The 20,915-nt window shown below is 65.3% G+C and carries 27 protein-coding genes; 11 read left to right on the top strand and 16 right to left on the bottom strand.

The window, feature by feature from the left end:
* Nucleotides 1–2 precede the first annotated feature (2 nt).
* Complete coding sequence (locus ACEQZ0_RS10615; RefSeq protein WP_370190749.1) at nucleotides 3–449, top strand: GFA family protein; 447 nt, start codon at nucleotides 3–5, stop codon at nucleotides 447–449.
* A gap of 201 nt (nucleotides 450–650) precedes the next feature.
* On the opposite strand, the gene ACEQZ0_RS10610 is transcribed toward ACEQZ0_RS10615, so the two are convergent.
* Together ACEQZ0_RS10610 and ACEQZ0_RS10605 are read right to left on the bottom strand one after the other, a co-directional pair.
* Nucleotides 651–2,090 carry a S41 family peptidase gene (locus ACEQZ0_RS10610; protein WP_370190748.1) on the bottom strand — a complete coding sequence of 480 codons (1,440 nt, stop codon included), beginning with the start codon at nucleotides 2,088–2,090 and terminating at the stop codon, nucleotides 651–653.
* A 101-nt stretch (nucleotides 2,091–2,191) separates the two neighbouring features.
* Nucleotides 2,192–2,542 carry a hypothetical protein gene (locus ACEQZ0_RS10605; RefSeq protein ID WP_370190747.1) on the bottom strand — a complete coding sequence of 117 codons (351 nt, stop codon included), beginning with the start codon at nucleotides 2,540–2,542 and terminating at the stop codon, nucleotides 2,192–2,194.
* A 238-nt stretch (nucleotides 2,543–2,780) separates the two neighbouring features.
* On the opposite strand from ACEQZ0_RS10605, the gene ACEQZ0_RS10600 reads away from it, so the two are divergent.
* Nucleotides 2,781–3,596, top strand: coding sequence for a hypothetical protein (locus tag ACEQZ0_RS10600; protein ID WP_370190746.1), 816 nt, complete (start codon nucleotides 2,781–2,783; stop codon nucleotides 3,594–3,596).
* Between the two features lie 25 nt (nucleotides 3,597–3,621).
* Here ACEQZ0_RS10600 and ACEQZ0_RS10595 read toward each other — a convergent pair whose 3' ends face one another.
* Nucleotides 3,622–4,176, bottom strand: a complete 555-nt coding sequence (locus tag ACEQZ0_RS10595) for a winged helix-turn-helix transcriptional regulator (RefSeq protein ID WP_370190745.1) — start codon at nucleotides 4,174–4,176, stop codon at nucleotides 3,622–3,624.
* A gap of 191 nt (nucleotides 4,177–4,367) precedes the next feature.
* Between ACEQZ0_RS10595 and ACEQZ0_RS10590 the strand changes: the two genes are divergently transcribed.
* Nucleotides 4,368–4,709, top strand: a complete 342-nt coding sequence (locus ACEQZ0_RS10590; RefSeq protein ID WP_370190744.1) for a hypothetical protein — start codon at nucleotides 4,368–4,370, stop codon at nucleotides 4,707–4,709.
* A gap of 96 nt (nucleotides 4,710–4,805) precedes the next feature.
* Here ACEQZ0_RS10590 and ACEQZ0_RS10585 read toward each other — a convergent pair whose 3' ends face one another.
* The 10 genes from ACEQZ0_RS10585 to hisB form a co-directional block, all read right to left on the bottom strand.
* Entirely contained in the window at nucleotides 4,806–5,411 is a 606-nt protein-coding gene (locus tag ACEQZ0_RS10585) for an HAD family hydrolase (RefSeq protein WP_370190743.1), read from the bottom strand.
* A 131-nt stretch (nucleotides 5,412–5,542) separates the two neighbouring features.
* The gene (gene ykgO, locus ACEQZ0_RS10580; RefSeq protein ID WP_050599643.1) at nucleotides 5,543–5,668 is read right to left on the bottom strand and encodes a type B 50S ribosomal protein L36; all 126 of its coding nucleotides are present in this window, start codon (nucleotides 5,666–5,668) and stop codon (nucleotides 5,543–5,545) included.
* Between the two features lie 152 nt (nucleotides 5,669–5,820).
* Nucleotides 5,821–6,201 carry a histidine triad nucleotide-binding protein gene (locus ACEQZ0_RS10575; RefSeq protein WP_370190742.1) on the bottom strand — a complete coding sequence of 127 codons (381 nt, stop codon included), beginning with the start codon at nucleotides 6,199–6,201 and terminating at the stop codon, nucleotides 5,821–5,823.
* Entirely contained in the window at nucleotides 6,202–6,516 is a 315-nt protein-coding gene (locus tag ACEQZ0_RS10570) for a phosphoribosyl-ATP diphosphatase (protein ID WP_370190741.1), read from the bottom strand.
* A gap of 33 nt (nucleotides 6,517–6,549) precedes the next feature.
* The gene (locus ACEQZ0_RS10565; RefSeq protein ID WP_370190740.1) at nucleotides 6,550–6,711 is read right to left on the bottom strand and encodes a hypothetical protein; all 162 of its coding nucleotides are present in this window, start codon (nucleotides 6,709–6,711) and stop codon (nucleotides 6,550–6,552) included.
* A 70-nt stretch (nucleotides 6,712–6,781) separates the two neighbouring features.
* Complete coding sequence (gene hisF, locus ACEQZ0_RS10560) at nucleotides 6,782–7,552, bottom strand: imidazole glycerol phosphate synthase subunit HisF (protein ID WP_370190739.1); 771 nt, start codon at nucleotides 7,550–7,552, stop codon at nucleotides 6,782–6,784.
* The gene (locus tag ACEQZ0_RS10555; protein WP_370190738.1) at nucleotides 7,549–7,794 is read right to left on the bottom strand and encodes a hypothetical protein; all 246 of its coding nucleotides are present in this window, start codon (nucleotides 7,792–7,794) and stop codon (nucleotides 7,549–7,551) included. The genes hisF and ACEQZ0_RS10555 overlap by 4 nt, the downstream gene beginning before the upstream one ends.
* Nucleotides 7,791–8,519 carry a 1-(5-phosphoribosyl)-5-[(5-phosphoribosylamino)methylideneamino]imidazole-4-carboxamide isomerase gene (gene hisA / locus ACEQZ0_RS10550; RefSeq protein ID WP_370190737.1) on the bottom strand — a complete coding sequence of 243 codons (729 nt, stop codon included), beginning with the start codon at nucleotides 8,517–8,519 and terminating at the stop codon, nucleotides 7,791–7,793. The genes ACEQZ0_RS10555 and hisA overlap by 4 nt, the downstream gene beginning before the upstream one ends.
* Nucleotides 8,516–9,142, bottom strand: coding sequence for an imidazole glycerol phosphate synthase subunit HisH (gene hisH / locus ACEQZ0_RS10545; protein ID WP_370190736.1), 627 nt, complete (start codon nucleotides 9,140–9,142; stop codon nucleotides 8,516–8,518). The genes hisA and hisH overlap by 4 nt, the downstream gene beginning before the upstream one ends.
* Complete coding sequence (hisB, locus tag ACEQZ0_RS10540; RefSeq protein WP_370190735.1) at nucleotides 9,135–9,728, bottom strand: imidazoleglycerol-phosphate dehydratase HisB; 594 nt, start codon at nucleotides 9,726–9,728, stop codon at nucleotides 9,135–9,137. The genes hisH and hisB overlap by 8 nt, the downstream gene beginning before the upstream one ends.
* A 114-nt stretch (nucleotides 9,729–9,842) precedes the next feature.
* Between hisB and ACEQZ0_RS10535 the strand changes: the two genes are divergently transcribed.
* From ACEQZ0_RS10535 to ACEQZ0_RS10520, 4 genes are all read left to right on the top strand, one after another.
* On the top strand, nucleotides 9,843–10,346 hold the full coding sequence (locus ACEQZ0_RS10535) for an SspB family protein (RefSeq protein ID WP_370190734.1): 504 nt from the start codon (nucleotides 9,843–9,845) through the stop codon (nucleotides 10,344–10,346).
* A 34-nt stretch (nucleotides 10,347–10,380) separates the two neighbouring features.
* Nucleotides 10,381–10,830, top strand: a complete 450-nt coding sequence (locus tag ACEQZ0_RS10530; RefSeq protein ID WP_370190733.1) for a hypothetical protein — start codon at nucleotides 10,381–10,383, stop codon at nucleotides 10,828–10,830.
* A 55-nt stretch (nucleotides 10,831–10,885) separates the two neighbouring features.
* Nucleotides 10,886–11,533, top strand: coding sequence for a guanylate kinase (gene gmk, locus ACEQZ0_RS10525; RefSeq protein ID WP_370190732.1), 648 nt, complete (start codon nucleotides 10,886–10,888; stop codon nucleotides 11,531–11,533).
* Nucleotides 11,534–11,694: 161 nt separating this feature from the next.
* Complete coding sequence (locus tag ACEQZ0_RS10520) at nucleotides 11,695–12,645, top strand: GGDEF domain-containing protein (RefSeq protein ID WP_370190731.1); 951 nt, start codon at nucleotides 11,695–11,697, stop codon at nucleotides 12,643–12,645.
* 15 nt (nucleotides 12,646–12,660) lie between these two features.
* Here ACEQZ0_RS10520 and ACEQZ0_RS10515 read toward each other — a convergent pair whose 3' ends face one another.
* From ACEQZ0_RS10515 to ACEQZ0_RS10505, 3 genes are all read right to left on the bottom strand, one after another.
* A complete protein-coding gene (locus tag ACEQZ0_RS10515) occupies nucleotides 12,661–13,458 on the bottom strand; it encodes an SDR family oxidoreductase (RefSeq protein ID WP_370190730.1) in 798 nt (265 codons plus the stop codon).
* Nucleotides 13,459–13,599: 141 nt separating this feature from the next.
* Nucleotides 13,600–14,739 carry an acyl-CoA dehydrogenase family protein gene (locus tag ACEQZ0_RS10510; protein ID WP_370190729.1) on the bottom strand — a complete coding sequence of 380 codons (1,140 nt, stop codon included), beginning with the start codon at nucleotides 14,737–14,739 and terminating at the stop codon, nucleotides 13,600–13,602.
* Nucleotides 14,740–14,742: 3 nt separating this feature from the next.
* On the bottom strand, nucleotides 14,743–15,930 hold the full coding sequence (locus ACEQZ0_RS10505) for an acyl-CoA dehydrogenase family protein (RefSeq protein WP_370190728.1): 1,188 nt from the start codon (nucleotides 15,928–15,930) through the stop codon (nucleotides 14,743–14,745).
* Nucleotides 15,931–16,107: 177 nt separating this feature from the next.
* Here ACEQZ0_RS10505 and ACEQZ0_RS10500 point away from each other — a divergent pair, with 177 nt between their 5' ends.
* The 4 genes from ACEQZ0_RS10500 (at nucleotide 16,108) to ACEQZ0_RS10485 (ending at nucleotide 20,902) form a co-directional block, all read left to right on the top strand.
* On the top strand, nucleotides 16,108–16,968 hold the full coding sequence (locus tag ACEQZ0_RS10500; protein ID WP_370190727.1) for an SDR family NAD(P)-dependent oxidoreductase: 861 nt from the start codon (nucleotides 16,108–16,110) through the stop codon (nucleotides 16,966–16,968).
* On the top strand, nucleotides 16,968–18,404 hold the full coding sequence (locus ACEQZ0_RS10495) for an MFS transporter (RefSeq protein WP_370190726.1): 1,437 nt from the start codon (nucleotides 16,968–16,970) through the stop codon (nucleotides 18,402–18,404). Before ACEQZ0_RS10500 ends, ACEQZ0_RS10495 begins: the two co-directional genes overlap by 1 nt.
* 75 nt (nucleotides 18,405–18,479) lie before the next feature.
* Nucleotides 18,480–19,814, top strand: a complete 1,335-nt coding sequence (locus tag ACEQZ0_RS10490) for an acyl-CoA dehydrogenase family protein (RefSeq protein WP_370190725.1) — start codon at nucleotides 18,480–18,482, stop codon at nucleotides 19,812–19,814.
* Nucleotides 19,814–20,902: a Zn-dependent alcohol dehydrogenase gene (locus tag ACEQZ0_RS10485; RefSeq protein WP_370190724.1), complete on the top strand. Its 1,089-nt coding sequence runs from the start codon at nucleotides 19,814–19,816 to the stop codon at nucleotides 20,900–20,902. The genes ACEQZ0_RS10490 and ACEQZ0_RS10485 overlap by 1 nt, the downstream gene beginning before the upstream one ends.
* Nucleotides 20,903–20,915: the final 13 nt, after the last annotated feature.

Here is a 20,915-nt window from a genome sequence, read left to right as displayed (position 1 = left end):
GTATGAGAGACTTCCAACCGGCCAGGTTCGACGAGGCGGCCATGATGAACATTGATGGACGATGCCATTGCGGGCGCGTAACCTACGAAGCGTCGATCGACCCTGCGCTCGTTCGGATTTGTCATTGCCTGGATTGTCAGTCGCTGACGGGCTCAGCCTATCGGGTCACGGTTCGTGCAGCAAAGAAAGACCTAACCATCACCGCCGGATCGCCGAAGAGCTATACCAGGTATGGCGACAATGGTCGCAAGCGATTGCAGTATTTCTGTGACAATTGCGGATCGCCTCTGTTTACGACCGGTGAAGGGGCGGATTCGGCGATCTGGGGCATACGCTGGGGCAGCATCAGACAGCGCGAGGCCCTCTCGCCCGCATCGCAGATCTGGCGCCGGTCGGCAGCAAATTGGGTCGACCGCATCGATCAGCTGCCTGCCCACGACAAGGACTAGAAACCCCTCGCTACGCACCATGATTGTGAAGCACCTGAACGGAAACGATGACCACTCAAAGGTAACGAAGGTTCGGTGGCTGGCGCCCGCATCGAGACGTTAGTGGACGATCGCGGCTCTCGCGGATGGCTGACGGTCGGTCGCACCTATGTCGCCCAAGCGTTGAGCTACCGCGAGTGCGAGCGTACCGACCATGCAGGACTATTCGGGCGCGATGAGCCCCGCCGCGTGGCGCACCGCCTGCCAATGCCCTGCCACCGGGGCACTGGCTGGAAAGATTTCGAGTTCGACAGCAGCCGGCAACCCCCGCTCCTCGAAGACCGTCCCGTCGGGCGCAGCGAACACCTCATTCGACAGTTCGAGCAGCCAGCCATTGGGCAGCCGTTTGGCCAGCGGGGTCGAAAAGGAACCGCGAGTGGTGCTGCCCATCTGGACCACCCGCGGGTTCTGCCGCAGCGCCAGGGTGGCAAGTTCACCGCCGCTGACCGTGACGTCGCTGGTCAGGACGGCGACAGGTCCGGTGAAGCGGGGCCCCTCGGCAGGTTCTATCGTATGGGCGAAAGGCGCGAGGCCAGAACCATGGGTGACGGTAGTAAAGCCGGTATAGGCCCGATCGGTGAACCGGCCGGGGATGGCCTTGGCGATCTGGTCCCAGCCACCGCGATTGTTCGACAGGTCGAGCACGACCCCCTTCACTCCAGTCGCCGCGAAGGCAGCGAAGGCTTCGTCCATGATACGGTCGAATTCGGCCAATTCGGCCGCCGCCCACTGGTCGCTGCCGAAATCTTCGCGATCGGTGAACCCGCCCATCTGGAAGATTTGCAGGTAACCGACGCGGCCGTCGATCTCGCCCCACAGGATGCGGTCGCGCCCCGTGTGATGGGCGGTACCGCCGAGCTCGTCCACTGCCTGGTCGATCAGGCCGATGAGCCAGTCGCGCTCGCCGCCCTCGGTCGCGCGCACGCGCGGCAGCGTCACGCCCTGTCCGTCCTGGATTCGGCGCCGTTCGCCGTCCACCTCGCCGATCAGTTTGGTGTGACTGTCCGAGAGACCGTCCATATAGGCCGCCAGAGCGTCCCATAATTCCGCATCGGTCATGTCGGGACGCAAGGTCGCGCGCACGCGCGCGGCACGCGCCTTATGGTCGGGTGGGCGACGATCGAAGAAGGCGTAATGCCGCTCGAATGCATCGAGAAAGGCTGCGGCAACGCCCGTCGGGCTCGTATCGACGGGTTCGGTGCAGGCTTCGGGCAGTGCGGGCAAGCGGTCGAACACCACATTGGTGTCGCCGCGCAGCAACTGGAAGATTGCACTCTCGCCATCGGGGAGCAGACGAAAATAGCGATAGCCGACCGAATCCATCGCGCTGAGCGAACGATCGCCGCGTTCGGGGCTGTAACAGCTTGCGCCAACCTCATATTGACGCGGGCCGTCCTCGTCGATCGCGAGGATCCGTCCATAGCCACGGCTCTGCCAGACACCGCGCACGGCGGGATCGGTCACGCCGTCTTCGCTGGAAACGGTTCGCAGGGCGCCTGCATCCAACCAGGGGTGCGGCAGTTCCTGTGCCGCGACACGCGAGGGCAGCACGCAGCAGGCAAGCAGCGCGAAGGTGAATGCTTTGCAGGGGATATCGGCCATGCGCATTTCTCTAGGCCCGGTGCCGGAAAACGCAAAGCGGGGACGTCGAGCCGATTACCGTAGTCGACGAACTCGCAGAGCCCGGCCCGGCGAGCCCTGCTTCAGTCGGCCTCGCTCAGGTCGAGATTGAGCTTGACCGGTTCGTGTTCGCGTTCGCCTTCGAACTTCTTGAGGAAATCCTCGATCGGAACCTGCTGATCCTTGTCGACGAGCGGATTGGCCTCGCCCGTGGTGCCCCCACGCATATCGTCGGGGGTCATGCGGACATGGATATAGGGTACCCATACCTCGCCGAACTCGGCCTGCTGGTACCACACATCGAGGATGTCGTAGGACGCCCATTGCCCGCCCGGTTCGCGCAAGCGGATGCCCTCGCCGATACGCGGCACCGTCAGCGCCTTGATGCGATGCACGCTCTGATGCGTTTCGTTCTGGACTTCGATTTCGATCACTAGGCAGGTCCGGCGCTGATCGGGTGGAATCGGTGGTGGACGGGCTTATGCCAGCGATGGGTTGAGATCGTTTTAACGATGACGTCACGCAGCCACGGGGTCGCTGCGCAGGGCCACCCGTGCAAGCTGCGCTTGTCACGGCGGCGGAAATCGCCCATTCGGCCAGGCGTGGGGCATGCATTGGAACCGGCCCCGCCGGTGGACCGCCGAGACACAAACGCGAATTCGCCATCCAGCCGTGACCACACCCGCCGATCCGATTGCCTCGCTGCGCCAGCGCTATGCCGACTTGTATCCCGGCCTGCGCGAGCGGCTGCCGGCGATAGCGCTCGCGCTGGTCTTCGAAGCGCTGCTGGTCCTGCTGCTGCTCTCGCTCGGCTCGGTGAAGCGCGAGGTGGTGGCGATGACCGATACGCTGGTGGCGTTCACCACCCCGGCCGAGCAACAGGAAGCGGAGGACGAGCCCGTCCCCGCACCCGCGCCCGCCGAGCAGGCGCAAGCGGCACCGCCCATGCCCACGCCGCCGCAAGCGCGAGCCGCGGAAGAGGCGCCGCGCCGCCCGCTGTCGCCGCCGCTTGCCGCCCCGCGCCCGATCCTGCGCAATGATTTCTCGCTCGACCGCGCCCCGCGCACCGCTCCGCCCGCTCCCGCCGCCAGGCCGCAGGCCTATGGCCCCAGCTTCACCCCCTCGCCCGGCGACACGCCGCGGATCGATGGCAGCGGCCCGCATGGCGAGCCGCTCTATGCCGCGCGCTGGTATCGCGAACCCTATGACGACGAGCTGGCTGGCTATCTCTCGACCGCGCAGGGGCCCGGCTGGGGGTTGATCGATTGCCGCACCGTTGCCGACTATCGCGTCGAGGATTGCGTGGTCGTCGCCGAATCGCCGCAGGGCTCGGGCATCGCAAAGGCGGTGCAGGCCGCGGCGTGGCAGTTCAAGGTCCGCCCGCCGCAGCGTGGCGGACGCCCGATGGTCGGCGAATGGGTGCGGATCCGGATCGACTACGGGATCGCGCCGGCCGATGCGGCGGCGCGGCGGTTTCGCGCCGACTAGGCCGCCGCGAGCCGAGCGGCGCGATTCAGGCCGCGCTCTGCGCCTTGCGCATGCTGGCGATGTCGATCACCTGGCCGCGTTCGAGCGCCGCACCGGCCTCGGCGCGACTGCCGTCGGCACGGATGCCGAGGCTGCCACGTTCGACGAGGTGGAGATCGGCCGGTCCGAGTATCCGGCCGTCGTGGCTGAGAATCGAGGTCGGACCGATCGGCAGGCGATCGCGCTCATCGACCAAGACGGGGTTTTCCACCACTTCGGCGCCGTATTTCTGGCCCCACTGGCGCAGCGCGACCATCGCCGGGAGCAGGTCGAGCCCCTTGTCGGTCAGCCGATACTCGATCTTGCGCTTGTCGTCGGCGCAGGGGTCACGCTTGAGGATGCCGTTGGCGACCAGCTTGGCAAGCCGGTTCGAGAGGATATTGCGGGCAATGCCGAGCTCGCTGAGGAACTCCTCGAAATGATGCAAGCCGTTGAAACTGGCGCGCAAAATCATGAACGACCATCGCTCGCCCATGACTTCAAGCGCTTGCGGCAGGCCGCATTCGGTCAGTTCGCGCAGCGGTTCGCGGAGGTCACCCATAAAATCAGTCCTCTTTCGGCAACCTATCCTCTCTAGCGCAAAATCGGCGTTTGCCAAATAATTCGAAAACTGGGTTGCATTGCAAAACCCAATAGCCTAGAGCGCCTCACAGCATTAGGTTGCGATTTGCAACTGAATTGCAGAAAGCTCAATTCCTGTTGAGATAATTGCAACCCGGAAGGACTCCCCCCATGACCTCCATCCTCTCCCGCGCAAGCCATGTCGGCGTTTTCGCCGCGGCTCTCGCCTATACCGGCCTGACCTTTGGCGCCCTCGCACCGACCGCGGCCGAAGCCAAGTCGAACGGCTATTTCTACACCGTCGAGCTGGCCCAGCCGGTCGCTGCGCCGACCACCACCGTGGCTGGCGGCGTCGCCTGGGCCTGCAAGGGCACCACCTGCGTTGCCAACAAGGGCAACTCGCGCCCGCTGCGCATGTGCCGCGAACTGCAGCGCGAACACGGCGCGATCGCCGCTTTCACTGCCAATGAGGAAGCGCTCGACGCCGACAAGCTGGCGCAGTGCAACGGCTGATGAAGCATCACCCCCACCCCTCTCCATCGGGTGGCTGACTACGGGCTCCGGCGAACGCTCGCCGGGGCCCTTTTTCTTGGCGAGCCTATCTCTTTCTCAGATGAGACCGCGCCGCGCGAGGTCGGCCTCGAGCCGATCGGCAGCAGTGAAATGATGCGCGTGCCAGCCGCAGGCCGCCGCCGCGTCGACATTGGCGCGGTTGTCGTCGATGAACAGCATCCTTTCGGCAGGCAGGCCGAACCGCCGCTCGGCCAGCGCGAAGATCGCCGGATCGGGCTTGGCAAGCTTCTCCTCGCCCGAGACCACGATTTCGCGGAAGCGGTCGAAAATCGGCGCGGTCGGGCGAAAGCCGGCCCAGAATTCGGCCCCGAAATTGGTGATTGCGAACAGCGGCACTCCGTCCGCATCGAGCCGTTCGACAAGCTCGAGGCTGCCCGGCACCGGCCCGGGAATGGATTCGTTGAACCGCGTCGCATAGGCGCGGATTTCGGTTTCGAAATCGGGATAGAGGGCGATTCGCTCGGGCACCATTTCGGCCAGCGTGCGCCCCTGGTCGTGCTGGAAATGCCATTGCTCGGTCACGACCTCGCCGAGCAGCTTTTCCAGCCGTGCCTCGTCGGAGACGATCTTTGCGAACAGGTGCCTGAGCTGCCACTGGTAGAGAACGCGCCCTACGTCGAACACGACGGCTTCGATCGTCATCCTTACCTCGCTACCGGAGGGGCTGCCGCAGGCTCCAGGGAGCATCGCCCCAAACACGAACGGCCCGCACTCCTCGTCGGAGCCGGGCCGGTCGAACAACGCTTCCGCCCGCAAGCGAGCGGAGCCGCGAATTAGCCCTGACGGGCCTTGAAGCGGCGGTTGGTCTTGTTGATGACGTAGGTGCGCCCGCGGCGGCGGATGACGCGGCAATCGCGATGGCGGCCCTTGAGCGACTTGAGGCTGTTGCGAATCTTCATGGTGTCTCTCGTCAAATAAATACGCGCCGGAAATGGTGTCCCGACGCGCGAAATCAAGCGCGCCGTTAACTGCCCCGGGGGATTCGGTCAACTTCTTTTGCGTGCGTGCCGGACCTCCGTCAGGCCCTTGCTGTGCCAGCCCGCGTGCAAAATCATCGCCGCGCGATCATCGGCCCGAGCGGCTGCCCGCCGAATATATGGACGTGCAGATGGGGGACTTCCTGCCCACCATGCGCGCCGACATTGGCCATCATCCGGTAACCCGGCTCTACCAGTCCCTTGTCGCGCGCGACCTGGCCGACAGCGCGCACGAAGCCGGCTATCTCCTCGGCGCTTCCCCGAGCACTGAAATCGTCCCAGCTGACATAGCGCCCCTTGGGCACCACCAGCGTATGCACCTCGGCCTGCGGGTTGATATCCTCGAAAGCGAAGGCCCATTCGTCTTCGTATACCTTGGTCGAGGGAATTTCGCCGCGCAGGATCTTGGCGAAAATGTTGTCGTCGTCATAGGGCAGCGTCGGATCGATCGGCATCTACTTGGTTCTCCCGGCCTTTTCCTCGAGTCCCGATGTCCCCTCGCGCCGGTCGAGCTCGGCCAGCACATCGGCAAAAGCGACATCCCGCGCATCGAGCGCCACGAGCAGGTGGAAGAGGATGTCGGCCGCCTCGCCAGTGAGTTCAGCCTCGCTGCCCGAAAGCGTCGCCACCGCCGCCTCGACCCCTTCCTCGCCCAGCTTGCGCGCGATCTGCGGCAAGCCCTTGGCATGGAGACTGGCGACATAGCTTTGCGAAGGGTCGGCCCGGCGCCGCTCGGCAATGGTCCGTTCGAGGCGGGTTAGCGTGTCCATGGCCCGCGCTATGCACGGGCCCCGCGCCCAGCGTCAATCTTCGTTGCGGCTCACCAGGAAACGACCGATCAGCAGGCCCGCCAGCCCGACCGCGACCAGCGTCAGCGTACTCGGCTCGACCAGCCGCGCGGCCAGGCCCGCGGGACCGCCGAGATCCGCGAATTGCGCGGCCAGGGAAATGAACTGGCTGGACATGGGGCCTTTTTAACATTTGGCACGAAATCCCGCATGAACGGGACGCGCGCCGTCCCGCTGCGGGACGGTCTCAACCGCGGGCAGGCAACCCCGCCGCGCGCAGGGCGGCATGCGCCTCGGCGATCGTATGCTCGCCAAAATGGAAGATCGAGGCGGCGAGCACCGCGCTGGCATGGCCGCGCGTCACCCCTTCGACGAGGTGATCGAGCGATCCGACCCCGCCGCTGGCGATGACCGGAACCGACACCGCATCGGCGATCGCGCGGGTCAGTTCGACATCGTAGCCCGCCCTGGTCCCGTCGCCATCCATCGAGGTGACGAGCAGTTCGCCCGCGCCCAGTTCGGCAAGGCGGATCGCGTGTTCGACCGCGTCGATCCCGGTGGGCTTGCGTCCGCCGTGCGTGTAGATTTCCCAGCCGCGCACCGCGCCGCTGGTCGAGGCTCGCGCATCGACGCTCGCGACGACGCACTGGCTGCCGAATTTCTCGGCGATCTCGCGCACCAGTTCGGGGCGGCTGACGGCGGCCGAATTGACCGCTACCTTGTCCGCGCCCGCGAGCAGCAGTGCCCGCGCATCCTCTACGCTGCGCACCCCGCCGCCGACAGTCAGCGGCATGAAGCAGACCTTTGCGGTGCGCTCGACCATGTCGAGCAGCGTCCCGCGCCCTTCGTGGCTGGCCGAGATGTCGAGGAAACAGAGCTCGTCCGCTCCGGCGGCGTCATAGGCCTTGGCCTGTTCAACCGGGTCGCCGGCATCCTTGAGATCGACGAAATTGACGCCCTTGACGACGCGCCCGTCGCGCACGTCGAGGCAGGGAATGACGCGGATGCGGACGGTCATGCAGCAGTCGACCACGATACGTAGATGACGGGCAGAACCGCAGCACATCCGATTATAATCGGATCGGGGCTCACGCTGATGGGACCCAACCGACGCGCTACCGCCACGATCGCTGTGAGCGCAACGAACAGCACGAGGAATTCGATCACAGACAGCAGTATGATCTTGCCGCTGGAACCAAGGGCAATGCCCGCGCCAGCTGCGACAAGACAACCGACCGCAACGACCAAGAGGCGTTTCATATGCCCTCCGCTGCGCGCAGCGCCTTGGCAAGATCGAGCCGGCCGTCATAGAGCGCGCGCCCGGTGATCACGCCTTCGATCCCCTCATGCGCAAAGCGCGCCAGCAGGTCGATGTCGGACAGGCCCTTGACCCCGCCACTGGCAATCACCGGGATGTCCACCTGTCGCGCCAGCCCGACCGTTGCATCGATATTGACCCCGGTGAGCAATCCGTCGCGGCCGATGTCGGTAAACAGCAGCGCGGCGACGCCGGCATCCTCGAACCGCCGGGCGAGATCGATCACCGACACGTCCGAAACCTCTGCCCAGCCCTCGGTCGCGACCTTGCCATTGCGCGCATCGACCGCCACCACCACGGCGCCGGGATGTTCGCGCGCCATATCCTTGACGAATTGGGGATCCTTGAGCGCGGCGGACCCCATCACCACCCGGGCGACGCCCGCCGCGAACCAGCCTTCGACATCGGCGCGCGTGCGGATACCGCCCCCGAGCTGGACGCGCCCCGGGAACGCCGCGACGATCGCCTCGACCGCCGCGCGGTTCTGCGCCGCCCCCTTGAACGAGCCGTCGAGATCGACGACGTGCAGATGCTTCGCCCCGGCTTCGGCGAAGAGCCGCGCCTGCGCTGCGGGATCATCGCCATAGACGGTCGCGCGGTCCATATCGCCCTCGGCAAGGCGCACGACCGCACCCGCCTTGAGGTCGATGGCAGGAAAGACGATCAAGGTTTCCACTCCAGGAATTTGCCCAGCAGGTCGAGCCCGTAGGCCTGGCTCTTTTCGGGATGGAACTGCACCCCGGCGATATTGTCGCGCCCGACCGCCGCAACCAGCCCGCCGCCATGGTCGGTCATCGCCAGCACATCCTCGTGATGGCGTGCCTTGAAGTGATAGGAATGGAGAAAATAGGCCTCGCCCGCAGCGATGACCTCGTGCCCGCGCGCATGCGGCAGCGGAGCGACATCGTTCCACCCCATGTGCGGGACCTTTACGCTGCTGTCGGTAGGCTCGATCAGCCGCACCGTGCCCTCGATCCAGCCGAGCCCGCTGGTCTCGCCATGTTCGAGGCCGCGCGTGGCCAGCAATTGCATGCCCACGCAGATACCGAGGAAGGGTGCCCCGCCAACGAACACCCGTTCGTGCATCGCCTCGATCACGCCGGTTTCGGCGCGCAGTCCCTCGGCGCAGGCCTTGAACGAGCCGACCCCGGGCAGGACGATCCGGTCGGCGGCGCGGATCGCGTCGGGATCGGCGGTCACCCTTACCCTGGCGCCGACCTTGCGCAGCGCGTTTTCCACCGAGTGCAGATTTCCGGCCCCATAATCGATGAGGGCGATCACTTCACCCACCTAGCTGTCCCTTGGTACTCGGGATCGCACCGCCCTTGCGCGGGTCGATTTCGACAGCGGCGCGCATCGCGCGGGCGAAGCCCTTGTAGATCGCCTCGCAGATATGATGGTTGTTGGTGCCGTAGAGCAGTTCGACATGCAGCGTCAGCCCGCAGGTCTGCGCGACCGAATGGAACCAGTGCTCGATCAGCTCGGTGTCCCATTCGCCCAGCTTTTCCTGGCTGAAGCCCGCGCGCCACACGAGATAGGGCCGCCCGGAAATATCGAGCGCGACGCGCGCCAGCGTCTCGTCCATCGGAGAATAGGCGCTGCCGTAGCGTGCGATGCCGCCCTTGTCGCCGAGCGCGGCGGCCAGCGCCTGGCCCAGCGCCAGTGCGCTGTCCTCGGTCGTATGATGCTGGTCGACATGGAGGTCGCCATCGACCTTCAGTGTCACGTCGATCAGCGAATGCTTGGCGAACTGTTCGACCATGTGATCGAGAAAGCCGATCCCGGTGGCGACTTCGTAGCGCCCCCTACCGTCGAGATCGACCTCGACGAGAATCCTGGTTTCCGCGGTGTTGCGTTCGATCCGTCCTGTGCGCATGCCAGCCGCGCTAGAGCGACGCGCGGCGCGGCGCAAGGAAATGCGCCCCTGCGCGGGGTAAAGACCCACTTAAACCGCTTGACCAGGCCCGCCTGCCACTCCACCTAAAAGGGCATGAGCGACGATACGCCCGACAGCCTGATCCCCTACGATTCCATCGTCCAGGAAGCCCTGCGCGCGGTGGTAGGCCGCGTACTCGGCGAGATCGAACAGACGGGCGGCGAACTGCCGGGCGCCCACCACTTCTACATCACCTTCAAGACCCACGCCCCGGGGGTGTCGATTCCGGCGAATTTGCGCGAGCGGTTCCCCGACGAGATGACTATCGTGCTGCAGAACAAGTTCTGGAACCTGACCGTGCGCGAGGACGGATTCGCGGTTGGCCTGTCGTTCAACCAGGTTCCGGCCGAGCTCGACATTCCCTATGCCGCGATCACCCAGTTCGTCGATCCGGCGGTCGATTTCGGGCTGCAGTTCCAAGCCACCGTCGCCGACATGGCGCCCGCGCAGACCGAGCATCCCGACAATGACGGGTCGGAACAGGGCGGAGACGAGGCCGTTAAGGGAGCAGACGACGGTTCGAACGTTGTCACGGTCGATTTCGGCCGCAAGAAATAGGCGCCGGGCCGTTCCCGGCGGAACGGGGCAGGACATGGCGAGACGCGGGCCGACCGGCGCAGACAAGGCTGATCATCTGACCGATACCATGGGCAAGGCGCTCGAGCGGGTTACCGACGAGCGACCGGCGTTGCCCGATCCGGTCCCCGGACCGAGCCCCAACCCGGCCACCAACCTGATAATCCACGACATCATGCTGCGCAGCGCGGGGCGCCTGTCGCGCATGGCGGTCGAGAAGGCGCTGCTCGGCAAGCAATATGGCAAGCAGTTCGCCAAGGACGCGGTCGAAAACCGTAGCGTGGTTCACACGCTCGCCGCCTATGGCGTGACCAAGGTCGCGACGCGATCGGTGCCGGGCGCGGTGGCGGTGGGCACCGGCCTGCTCCTCAAGGTGCTGTTCGATCGCAGCCAGTCGCGCCGCAAATCTCGCCGCGAGGGCGAGCGGCAATTGCGCAAGCAGGCGAGGCGCGCCGACAAGAACTGACGGCATCGCCCGCGCGGGGGTTGATTTGCCGCCCCGCGATGCGGCAACAGCGCGCATGGCCGATTCCACCAACCGTTCCGACAAACTCGCCCGCCGCGGGCTGATGTTCATCCTTTCCTCGCCCAGCGGCGCGGGCAAGACGACCATCTCACGCATGCTGCTCGCCGCCGACGACGAGATCAAGCTATCGGTCAGCGTCACCACCCGCCCGCCACGCCCGGGCGAGAAAGACGGTGTGCATTACTATTTCGTCGACGATGCCGAATTCGACCAGATGGTCGAGGAGGACGATTTCTACGAATGGGCCCCCGTCTTCGGCCATCGTTACGGCACGCCCAAGGGGCGCATCCGCAACGCGCTGAAAGAAGGGCAGGATTTCCTCTTCGACATCGACTGGCAGGGTACGCAGCAGCTCTACCAGAAGGACCAGCAGGACGTGGTGCGGGTCTTCATCCTGCCGCCGAGCATCGCCGAACTCGAACGCCGGCTGCGCGGCCGCGGAACCGACAGCGACGCCGTGATCGCCGCGCGGATGGAACGCGCCCGCGCCGAGATCAGCCACTGGGATGCCTATGACTATGTCGTGATCAACGAAGACGTCGACAGCTGCTTTGCCAAGGTGCGCGAAATCCTCGACGCCGAACGGATGAAACGCCAGCGACAGACCGGGCTGATTCCCTTCGTGCGCGAATTGATGGCCTGACCGGCTCGACATGGTCTTTTTGCCGGGGACAGTCCGGATGCGAATTGTCAATCTTTGCCCGCTATCGCTAGAACCGCACCGCGCGAGCAAGCGCGAAATCGAGGATCCGGGAATTCAGGGTGGCCATGTCCGCGATGGAGTTTGACGAAGGCGCGAAGACCTTGGCATTCCTCAAAAGCCATCGCCTGCCGCCAACCCCCCAGAATTATACGCTGGCCTATATCGCGCTGCACGATCGCGGATCGCCCATCGCACTGGCGATCAAGGCGATCACCGACGAGGGGTTCCGCATCAAGCAGGAGGAGGTCGACACGATCTTCGAGCGGCACGGCGGGCTCGCCATCTTCGGCTTGCAGGAACGCAACAACGTCTCGCTCGCCACGCAGCTGCGTCACCAGACCCTCAAGATCAGCGAACTGACCTCGTCGGCCGCCGATGCGACGGGCGCTTTTGCGCGCGAGCTGAGCGAAGAGGCCGATGCCTTTTCGGGCGACAGCACCAATGCGATGACGGTCATCGCCAAGATGGTCGAGCATTCGCTGCAGGCACAAAGCCGGCTGACTGCGGCGGTAAAGGAAGTGAAATCGCTGCGCGAGGAGCTCGAGGCGGCACGCAACGATGCGCATCGCGACGAGTTGACCGGGCTGGCCAACCGCCGCGCGATCGACGCGCTGCTCGCCGAGCTCGCCGAAAAGGGCGAACCGCGCGTCATTGCGCTGTGCGACATCGACAATTTCAAGTCGGTCAACGACCGCTATGGCCACAGCGTCGGAGACCGCGTGATCAAGCTGGTCGCCAAGACGCTCGAGGAAACCTGCGCGCCGCATTTCGTCGGTCGCTGGGGCGGCGAGGAATTCATCTTCGTCATGCGTTCGCGCGACTTCAAGGGCGGCGCGAAGCTGCTCGACAAGGCGCGGTTCGAACTCGCGGCGAAAGAATTCAAGCTGCGCGAGACCGACGAACCGATGGGATTGCTCTCCTTTTCGGGCGGTGTCGCGCTCGCCACGGGGGGGGCCGAATCGAATGCCGCGACGCTCAAGGCGGCCGACGAGGCGCTCTACCGAGCCAAGTCCTCGGGCCGCAATCGCGTGATCTGCGCCGAGGAGTTCTGACCGCCGTCCGGGCGCTCAGCCCGGTTCGGCAAAGTGGCTCGGCAGAAGCGCGTTGACGATGCCGCCGTCGACGGTCAGCGTCTCGCCGATCGTATAGTCGCCCGCGCGGCTGGCGAGATACACCGCCGTGCCGCCCATGTCGTACTTGTCGCCCACACGCTTACTGGGAATGCCCGCTGCGGATTTCTCCTCCTGGTCGCGCGCCGCGCGGTTCATGCTCGAGGGGAAGGCCCCGGGCGCCAGGCTGGTGACATAGACATGGTCCTTGACCAGCCGTGCCGCCATCCGGCGGGTAAGGTGGATCAGCGCCGCCTTCGAGGCCTGGTAGCTGTAGGTTTCCCAAGGATTGACCCGCTGGCCGTCGATCGAGGTGATGTTGATCACCTTTCCGGGCTTCTCGGCGCTCGCCGCGGCAGTCAGCAGCTTGTGCAGCTTCTGGGTCAGGAAGAAGGGCGTCTTGACGTTGAGGTCCATGACCTTGTCCCATCCGCTTTCGGGGAACTCGAGATAGTCGACACCCCAGGCCGCGCCGGCATTGTTGACGAGGATATCGAGCTTGCTCTCACGGCTGGAGAGCTCCTCGACCAGCGCCTCGATCCCCGCGAGGGTCGAAAGGTCGCTCTTGATCCCGATCACTTTCTCGCCCAGTTCGGCGCAGGTTTCCTCGATCTCGTGGATCTTGCGCGCGCTGATGTAGACGCGGTCGATCCCGGCGGCGAGGAAGCCTTCGACGATCATCTTGCCGATACCGCGGCTGCCGCCGGTCACCAGCGCCACGCGCCCCTTGAGGCTGAACAGGTCTTCGAGGGTCATTCAATTCTCTCCCAATTGCCCCCTCCCGCCTGCGGGAGGGGCAGTGAGACTTGGCATCTCGATGCCCAGTCGCAGCGGGGTGGGTCCAAGCGCTTGGCCTTCCCACCCCCCGGCCCCTCCCGCAGGCGGGAGGGGAGAGTGTCAGTAGCCCATGAGCTCCGCCACGCGACCGGCATGATAGTACTGGTCGCCGAGGAACTCCTGCAGCGCGCGGTCGCGCTTCATGTAAAGGCCGATGTCGTATTCGTCGGTCATACCGATGCCGCCATGCATCTGCACGCCTTCGCGCACCGCGAGGCCGGCGACCTTGGCCACCTTGGCCTTGGCGACCGACGCCATGAGATCGGCCTTCTCGCTGCCCGCATCGACCAGCTGCGCCGCCTTGATCGTGACCGCGCGGGCGATCTCGACCTCCGAATAGAGGTGCGACGCGCGGTGCTGCAGCGCCTGGAATTCGCCGATTACCCTGCCGAACTGCTTGCGCTGCTTGAGATAGTCGACGGTCATGTCCATCGCGCCGCGGGCGACGCCCACGCCTTCGGCAGCCGAGCCGACCCGACCCGCCATGAGCATGGCGTCGAGCACTGCGCGTCCACCGTCGACCTCGCCGATCACCGCATCGCCGTCGAGCTCGACGCCGTCGAAGGTGATGTGGCTGGCCATCGAGCTGTCGACCAGGCGCACGCTGTCGTGGGTCATCCCCGCGGCATCCTGCGGCACGGCGAACAGCGTCACGCCATCGGGCTCGCTATTGCCGCCCGAAGTGCGCGCGGCGACCACGATCATCTCGGCGCTCGCGCCGTAGACCACGAAGTCCTTCCTGCCCGACAACTTGAAGCCGTTGCCCGATTTTTCGGCCTTGCACGCGATCCGCTCGGGGCGGTGCTTGCGGCCTTCGTCCACGGCGACGGCATAGACCTTCTCGCCCGCGATCAGGTCGGGAAGCCAGCGGCCCTTCACATCGTTGCTGCCGTGCTTGAGCGCGGTGGCCGCAAGCACGGAGGAGGACAGGAAGGGCGAAGGCGTGAGGTTGCGGCCGATTTCCTCGAGCACGATGTTGGCCTCGACCTGGCCCATGCCGAGCCCGCCGTCGTCCTCGTCCACCAGCATGCCGGTGAAGCCCATTTCGGCGAACTGCTGCCACAGGCCGTGGCCGAAGCCGTCCTTGCAATTGCGGTCGCGCCAATGGCGCAGCTGGTTCTTGATCGAACCCTCTTCGCCCATGAACTGGCTGGCGGTTTCGGCCAGCATCGCCTGGTCGTCGTCGTAATAGAGAGGCATCGATCAGGCTCCCGGCAGGTCGAGAATACGCTTGGAAATGACGTTGAGCATGACTTCGGAGGTGCCCCCTTCGATGCTGTTCGCCTTGGTCCGCAGCCAGTTGCGCGAGGGCTTGCCGCCGCCGGTCTCCTCGCTTTCCCATTCGAGCGCGGTCGAACCGCCGGCGGCCATGATCAGTTCGTGGCGGCGCTTGTTCAGCTCGGTACCGGCATATTTCATCATGTTGGGCTGCGCGGGGTGCGCCTTGCCGACCTTGATCTCGTCGAGGAACTTTTCGCCCATGGCGGCATAGGCCAGCGCGTCGACATCGAACTGCGCCAGCTCGGCGCGCAGCACCGGGTCGATCTCGCCATTCGCGCGGGTGAGCACCGCGCCGATCGCGCTGGTACGATCGCCGCCATCGGCGCCCGAGATCATCTCGCGCTCGTGGCCGAGCAGGTACTTGGCAACATCCCAGCCGCGATTGACCTCGCCGACATAGGCGGGAACGTCCTCGCCATAGCTCTTGGGTACCTTCACATCGTCGAAGAAGGTCTCGCAGAACGGGCTGTTGCCGCTGATCAGCAGGATCGGCTTGGTCGACACGCCTTCGCTGGCCATGTCGTAGAGCATGAAGGTGATGCCCTGGTACTTGTTCGCCTTGTCGGTGCGGACGAGGCAGAAAATCCAGTCGGCCTTGTCAGCGTAACTGGTCCAGATTTTCTGGCCGTTGACGACCCAGTGGTCGCCCTTGTCCTCGCCGAAGGTCTGCAGGCTCACGAGGTCCGAGCCGCTGCCCGGTTCCGAATAGCCCTGGCACCAGCGGATTTCGCCGCGGGCGATTTCATTGAGGAAGCGCTGCTTCTGGCCTTCGGTGCCGAAGTGCAGCAGCGCCGGGCCGAGCATCCAGATGCCGAAGCTCGACAGCGGCGGGCGCGCGCCGATGCGGCTCATTTCCTCGCGCAGCACCTTGGCTTGCGCGGGCGAGAGGCCGGCACCGCCATACTCCTTGGGCCATGCGGGCACGGTGTAGCCCTTGTCGCGGCAGGCCTCGAACCAGGCCTTCTGCGCATCGTTCTTGAACCTGGCATTGCGGCCGCCCCAGTAGATGTCGTCCTCGTCGCGGACGGGCTCGCGCATTTCGGGCGGGCAATGGGCGTCAAGCCAGGCGCGCGTCTCGGCGCGGAAGGTCTCCAGGTCGCTGTCGGACATGGGCCGAATCCTCTCTTCTAAAGCAGCGGTATGTTGACGCTTACGTTAGGGTGATTCGCCCCATCCATGCAAGGCCACTCGCGGGAGGCGCCATTGCCGTAACGTCAGCCGGATTTCATTGACGCGCCCCCCTGCTCCCCTAAGCTGGCGGTGGAGAAATTCGGGGAGAGAGTAGGCATGCGATTCTCGGGCAAGACCGTGGTCGTCACCGGTGCGGCATCGGGTATCGGTGCGGCGGCGACCGCGTTGTTCGCGCGCGAAGGCGCGGTGGTCTTCGCCAGCGATATCGATGTTGCCGGCGGCGAGAAGCTGGCTGCCGAGACCGAAGGCGACGTGCGCTTCGCCGAATGCGATGTCTGCGCCCCATATGCGATCAAGGCGTTGATGGATCGCGCCGCCGACGAGACCGGCGGGATCGATACGGTGTTCAACAATGCGGGCGCCGGCGGCGCGCGCGAGAACATCGCCGAGATCGAGCCCGAAGCCTGGGACCGGACGATGGACCTGCTGCTGCGGTCGGTGGCGTTCGGGATCCGCTATGCCGTGCCGCACATGATGGGACGCAAGGGGGCGAGCATCGTCAACGTTTCGAGCGTCGCGGCAGTCGGTCCGGGCTATTCGCCGACGACCTATGCCGTGGCCAAGGCGGGCGTGCTGCATCTCACCAAATGCGCAGCGACCGACTTGGCCCAGCACGGCATCCGCGTGAACGCGGTGCAACCCGGCTTCATCAACACCAACATCTTTACCGCCAGCCTGGACATTCCCGAGGAATTCAAGGCGCAGGCCAAGGCAAGCATCGCGCAAATGTCGTCCAACGCGCAGCCGGTGGCGCGTGGCGGCCAGCCGATCGACATTGCCAATGCCGTGGCCTTCCTCGCCAGCGAAGAAGCCGGCTTCATGACCGGCACCTCGCTGATCGTCGATGGCGGGCTGACCCTCGGGCCGCGGCATAGCTGGGATCCGGAGGAAGGCGGCGCGTTCGAGGCGCTGATTGCGCTCGAGGAACAGGTGAAAGCAGCGCAGCAGACCGCCTGATGCCTTTCGTTTCCGGTCCCCTTCCCCAGCGCCTCAAGCTGGTCCACGGCTTTGGCGCGGTGGCCTTCGGCGTCAAGGATTCAGGCTTCAGCTTCTTCCTGCTGATCTTCTACAACCAGGCTCTCGGCATGGATGCGGGCACTGTCAGCCTCGCGCTGGCGCTGGCGCTGGTCATCGATGCCTTCGTCGACCCGCTGCTTGGCAACCTCTCAGACCGGACCTGGTCGCGCTGGGGCAGGCGCCTGCCATGGCTCTATGCCGCACCGATCCCGCTCGCCTTCGCCTGGGTGCTGATGTGGCACCCGCCGGGCGGAGGCACGCCGGGTTTCTGGGAATTGCTCGCCATCGCGGTGTCGGTGCGCGTCCTGCTGTCGGCCTGCGAGGTCCCCTCGGTAAGCCTGCTGCCCGAAATCACCGCCGATTACGACGAACGCACCACGCTGTTCCGCTATCGCTACCTGTTCGGATGGTGCGGTGGCCTGGTGATGATGTTTCTCGCCTATTTCGTCTTCATGCCCGGGCCCGAAGGGCTGTTGCAGCCGGACGGCTATTTCTGGTTCGGCCTCGTCGGCGCGCTATTGATGGTCGTGTCGGTGCTCGGGTCGGCGCTCGGCCAGCACAGGCTCGTCGCCGGCTACCCCGAGACCAGAGCCCCGCCCTTCAGCTGGCGCGGCGCCTTCGGCGAGATCGTCGATGCCTTCAGCGAGAAGGCTTTCCTGATCTTCGCGGCGGGTGCGCTCGCGGCCTATATCAGCCAGGGACTGACCTTCTCGCTGACGAATTACCTCAACATCTTCGTCTGGCGGTTCGACACCGCCGAACTGCGGATATTCCCCCTCATCCTGTTCCTGTCGGTCATCGCGATGTTCTTCATCGTCGGGCCGATGCACCGGCGCTGGGGAAAGCCCAGGAGCGCGGTCATCGGCTCGCTCGGCTCGCTCGGAGTTATCCTGACGCCCTTCTCGCTCTATCTCGCGGGCCTGTGGCCCACGGTGGGCACGCCGACGAGCGCCGCGCTGTTTTACGGCTTCCTACTGGTATCCAACACGCTGGGCGTGGTGGTGATGATTTCGGGCAGCTCGATGATCGCCGAGATCGTCGAGGCCTACCAGGAACGCACCGGTCGCCGCGCCGAGGGCAGTTTCTATTCGGGCAACTGGTTCGTCCAGAAATGCGCCACCGGCGGCGGCATCCTGCTCGGCGGCCAGGTCATCGCATTGTCGAACCTGCCCGCCAGGGCGGCGCCAGCGAGCGTGGCACCCGAAGTCGTAACGCAGATGATCCTGCTCTATTGCGGAGCGATCACCATTCTCGGACTGATCGCCGCCTACTGGCTCGGGCGCTTCCCGATCGACCGCGCGCAGCACGAGGCGCGGCTCGCCGCACTCGACGCCGCGGCCCGCGCGGATGTCGACGCAGCGGTCACCCCACCCTGATTAGCCCTTGGCGCGGCGTCGCTGTCGTGCCAGTTTCCTAAAGCAACGGAATCGAGAGAGAAGAGGACAGCAACGATGGATTTCGAACCGACAGAACGGCAAGCATACTGGCGCGACCGGGTGAAGAACTTCATCGACGATCACATCCGTCCCGCCATCCCGACCTACAAGGAGCAGGATGCCGAGGGCGACCGCTGGAAGGTCATCCCCGTGGTCGAGGAACTCAAGGCCAAGGCCAAGGCCGAAGGCATCTGGAACCTCTTCATGCCGCCGCGCAACGACGGCCATCACCATGTCGAGGAAACCTACGAATTCGAAGGCCCCGGCCTGACCAATCTCGAATATGCGCTGTGCGCCGAGGAAATGGGCCGCGTCGGTTTTGCCTCCGAAGTCTTCAACTGCTCGGCGCCCGACACCGGCAATATGGAAGTGTTTCACCGCTACGGCACGCGCGCGCAGAAGGACAAGTGGCTGACCCCGCTCATGAACGGCGAGATCCGCTCGGCCTTCCTCATGACCGAACCCTTCACCGCCTCCTCCGACGCGACGAACATCGAGACCCGCATCGAGCGCGATGGTGACGAATATGTCATCAACGGCCGCAAATGGTGGTCCTCAGGGCTAGGCGATCCGCGCTGCAAGGTCTCGATCGTGATGGGCAAGACCGATTTTTCAGCCGGTCGCCACGCCGCACAGTCGATGCTGCTCATGCCGAATGACGCGCCGGGCGTGAACATCATCCGGCACCTGCCCGTGTTCGGCTATGACGATGCGCCGCACGGCCACATGGAGGTCGAGCTCAAGGACGTCCGCGTCCCGGTCGACAACATGCTGCTGGGCGAAGGACGCGGCTTCGAGATCGCGCAGGGCCGTCTCGGTCCGGGCCGTATCCACCACTGCATGCGCACCATCGGCGTCGCCGAGGAAGCGCTCGCCAAGATGTGCAAGCGCCTCCAGGAACGCGAAGCCTTCGGCAAGCCGATCTACAAGCATTCGGTATGGGAAGAGCGCGTTGCGCGCGCGCGTATCGATATCGATATGACACGCCTCCTCTGCCTCAAGGCGGCCGACATGATGGACAAGGTCGGCAACAAGGCCGCCAAGCAGGAAATCGCCATGATCAAGGTGCAGGCGCCCAACATGGCGCTGAAGATCATCGACGATGCGATCCAGGCGCATGGCGGCGGCGGCGTGAGCGAGGACTACGGTCTCGCCAGCGCCTATGCCCACCAGCGCACGCTGCGTCTCGCCGACGGGCCGGACGAGGTCCACGCCCGCTCGATCGCGCGCATGGAATTCGCCAAGCACCTGCCCGAGAAGGGCCCCACCGCGAACGCGCTGCGCGAGGGCGCGGCCCCGACTTCGGGCAATGATAACCTCAGTTCGGGCGACATGGGAGCGACGCGCTGATGGCCAAGGCTGCAATCCTCGAACAGGTCGGTTCGCTCACGATCGGCGAGGTCGAACTCGCCGATCCGGCCCCGCACGAGGTCCTGATCGACACCAAGGCCTGCGGGCTGTGCCATTCGGACCTGCACTTCATCGACGGCGCCTATCCGCATCCGCTGCCGGCCATTCCCGGCCATGAGGCGGCGGGCGTGGTGCGCGCGGTCGGCAGCGAAGTGAAGACGGTGAAGCCGGGCGACCACGTGGTCTCCTGCCTCTCCGCATTCTGCGGGCACTGCGAATTCTGCGTCACCGGCCGCATGGCGCTGTGCATGGGGGCGGACACGCGCCGCGACCAGACTGCCAAGCCGCGCATCATGCGGGCCGACGGCAGCGGCCCGGTCGCCCAGATGCTCAACCTCTCGGCCTTCGCCGAACAGATGCTGATCCACGAACACGCCTGCGTGGCGATCGACAAGGACATGCCATTGGACCGCGCGGCGGTGATCGGCTGCGCGGTGACGACGGGGGCGGGCACGATCTTCAACGCCTGCTCGGTCGTACCGGGCGAAACCGTGGCCGTGGTCGGCTGCGGCGGCGTCGGCCTGGCCGCTATCAACGCAGCCAAGATCGCCGGTGCGGGCAAGGTCATCGCCCTCGACCCGATCAAGGAAAAGCGCGATCTGGCCGAGGTCCTCGGCGCGACGCATACGATCGACGCCATGGCCGACAATGCGGTCGAGGAAGTGATGAAGATCACCGGCGGCGGCGTACACCATGCGATCGAGGCCGTCGGCCGCCAGGCCAGCGCCGATCTCGCGGTCAAGATCCTGCGGCGCGGCGGCACCGCGACGATCCTCGGCATGATGCCGCTCGACTGCAAGGTCGGCCTTGGCGCGATGGACCTGCTTTCGGGCAAGAAGCTGCAGGGCGCGATCATGGGAATGAACCACTTCCCGGTCGACCTGCCGCGCCTCGTCGATTTCTACATGCGCGGCCTGCTCGACCTCGACACGATCATCGCCGAGCGCATCCCGCTCGAAAAGATCAACGAGGGATTCGAGAAGATGAAGGGCGGCCATTCCGCCCGCAGCGTGGTGGTGTTCGACTGAAGCAACGAGCCCC

This window comes from Qipengyuania sp. (assembly GCF_964227205.1).
In the GTDB taxonomy this organism is placed as follows: domain Bacteria; phylum Pseudomonadota; class Alphaproteobacteria; order Sphingomonadales; family Sphingomonadaceae; genus Qipengyuania.
Note: the sequence above shows the minus strand (reverse complement) of the source record. Positions and strands in the feature narration are given on the sequence as shown.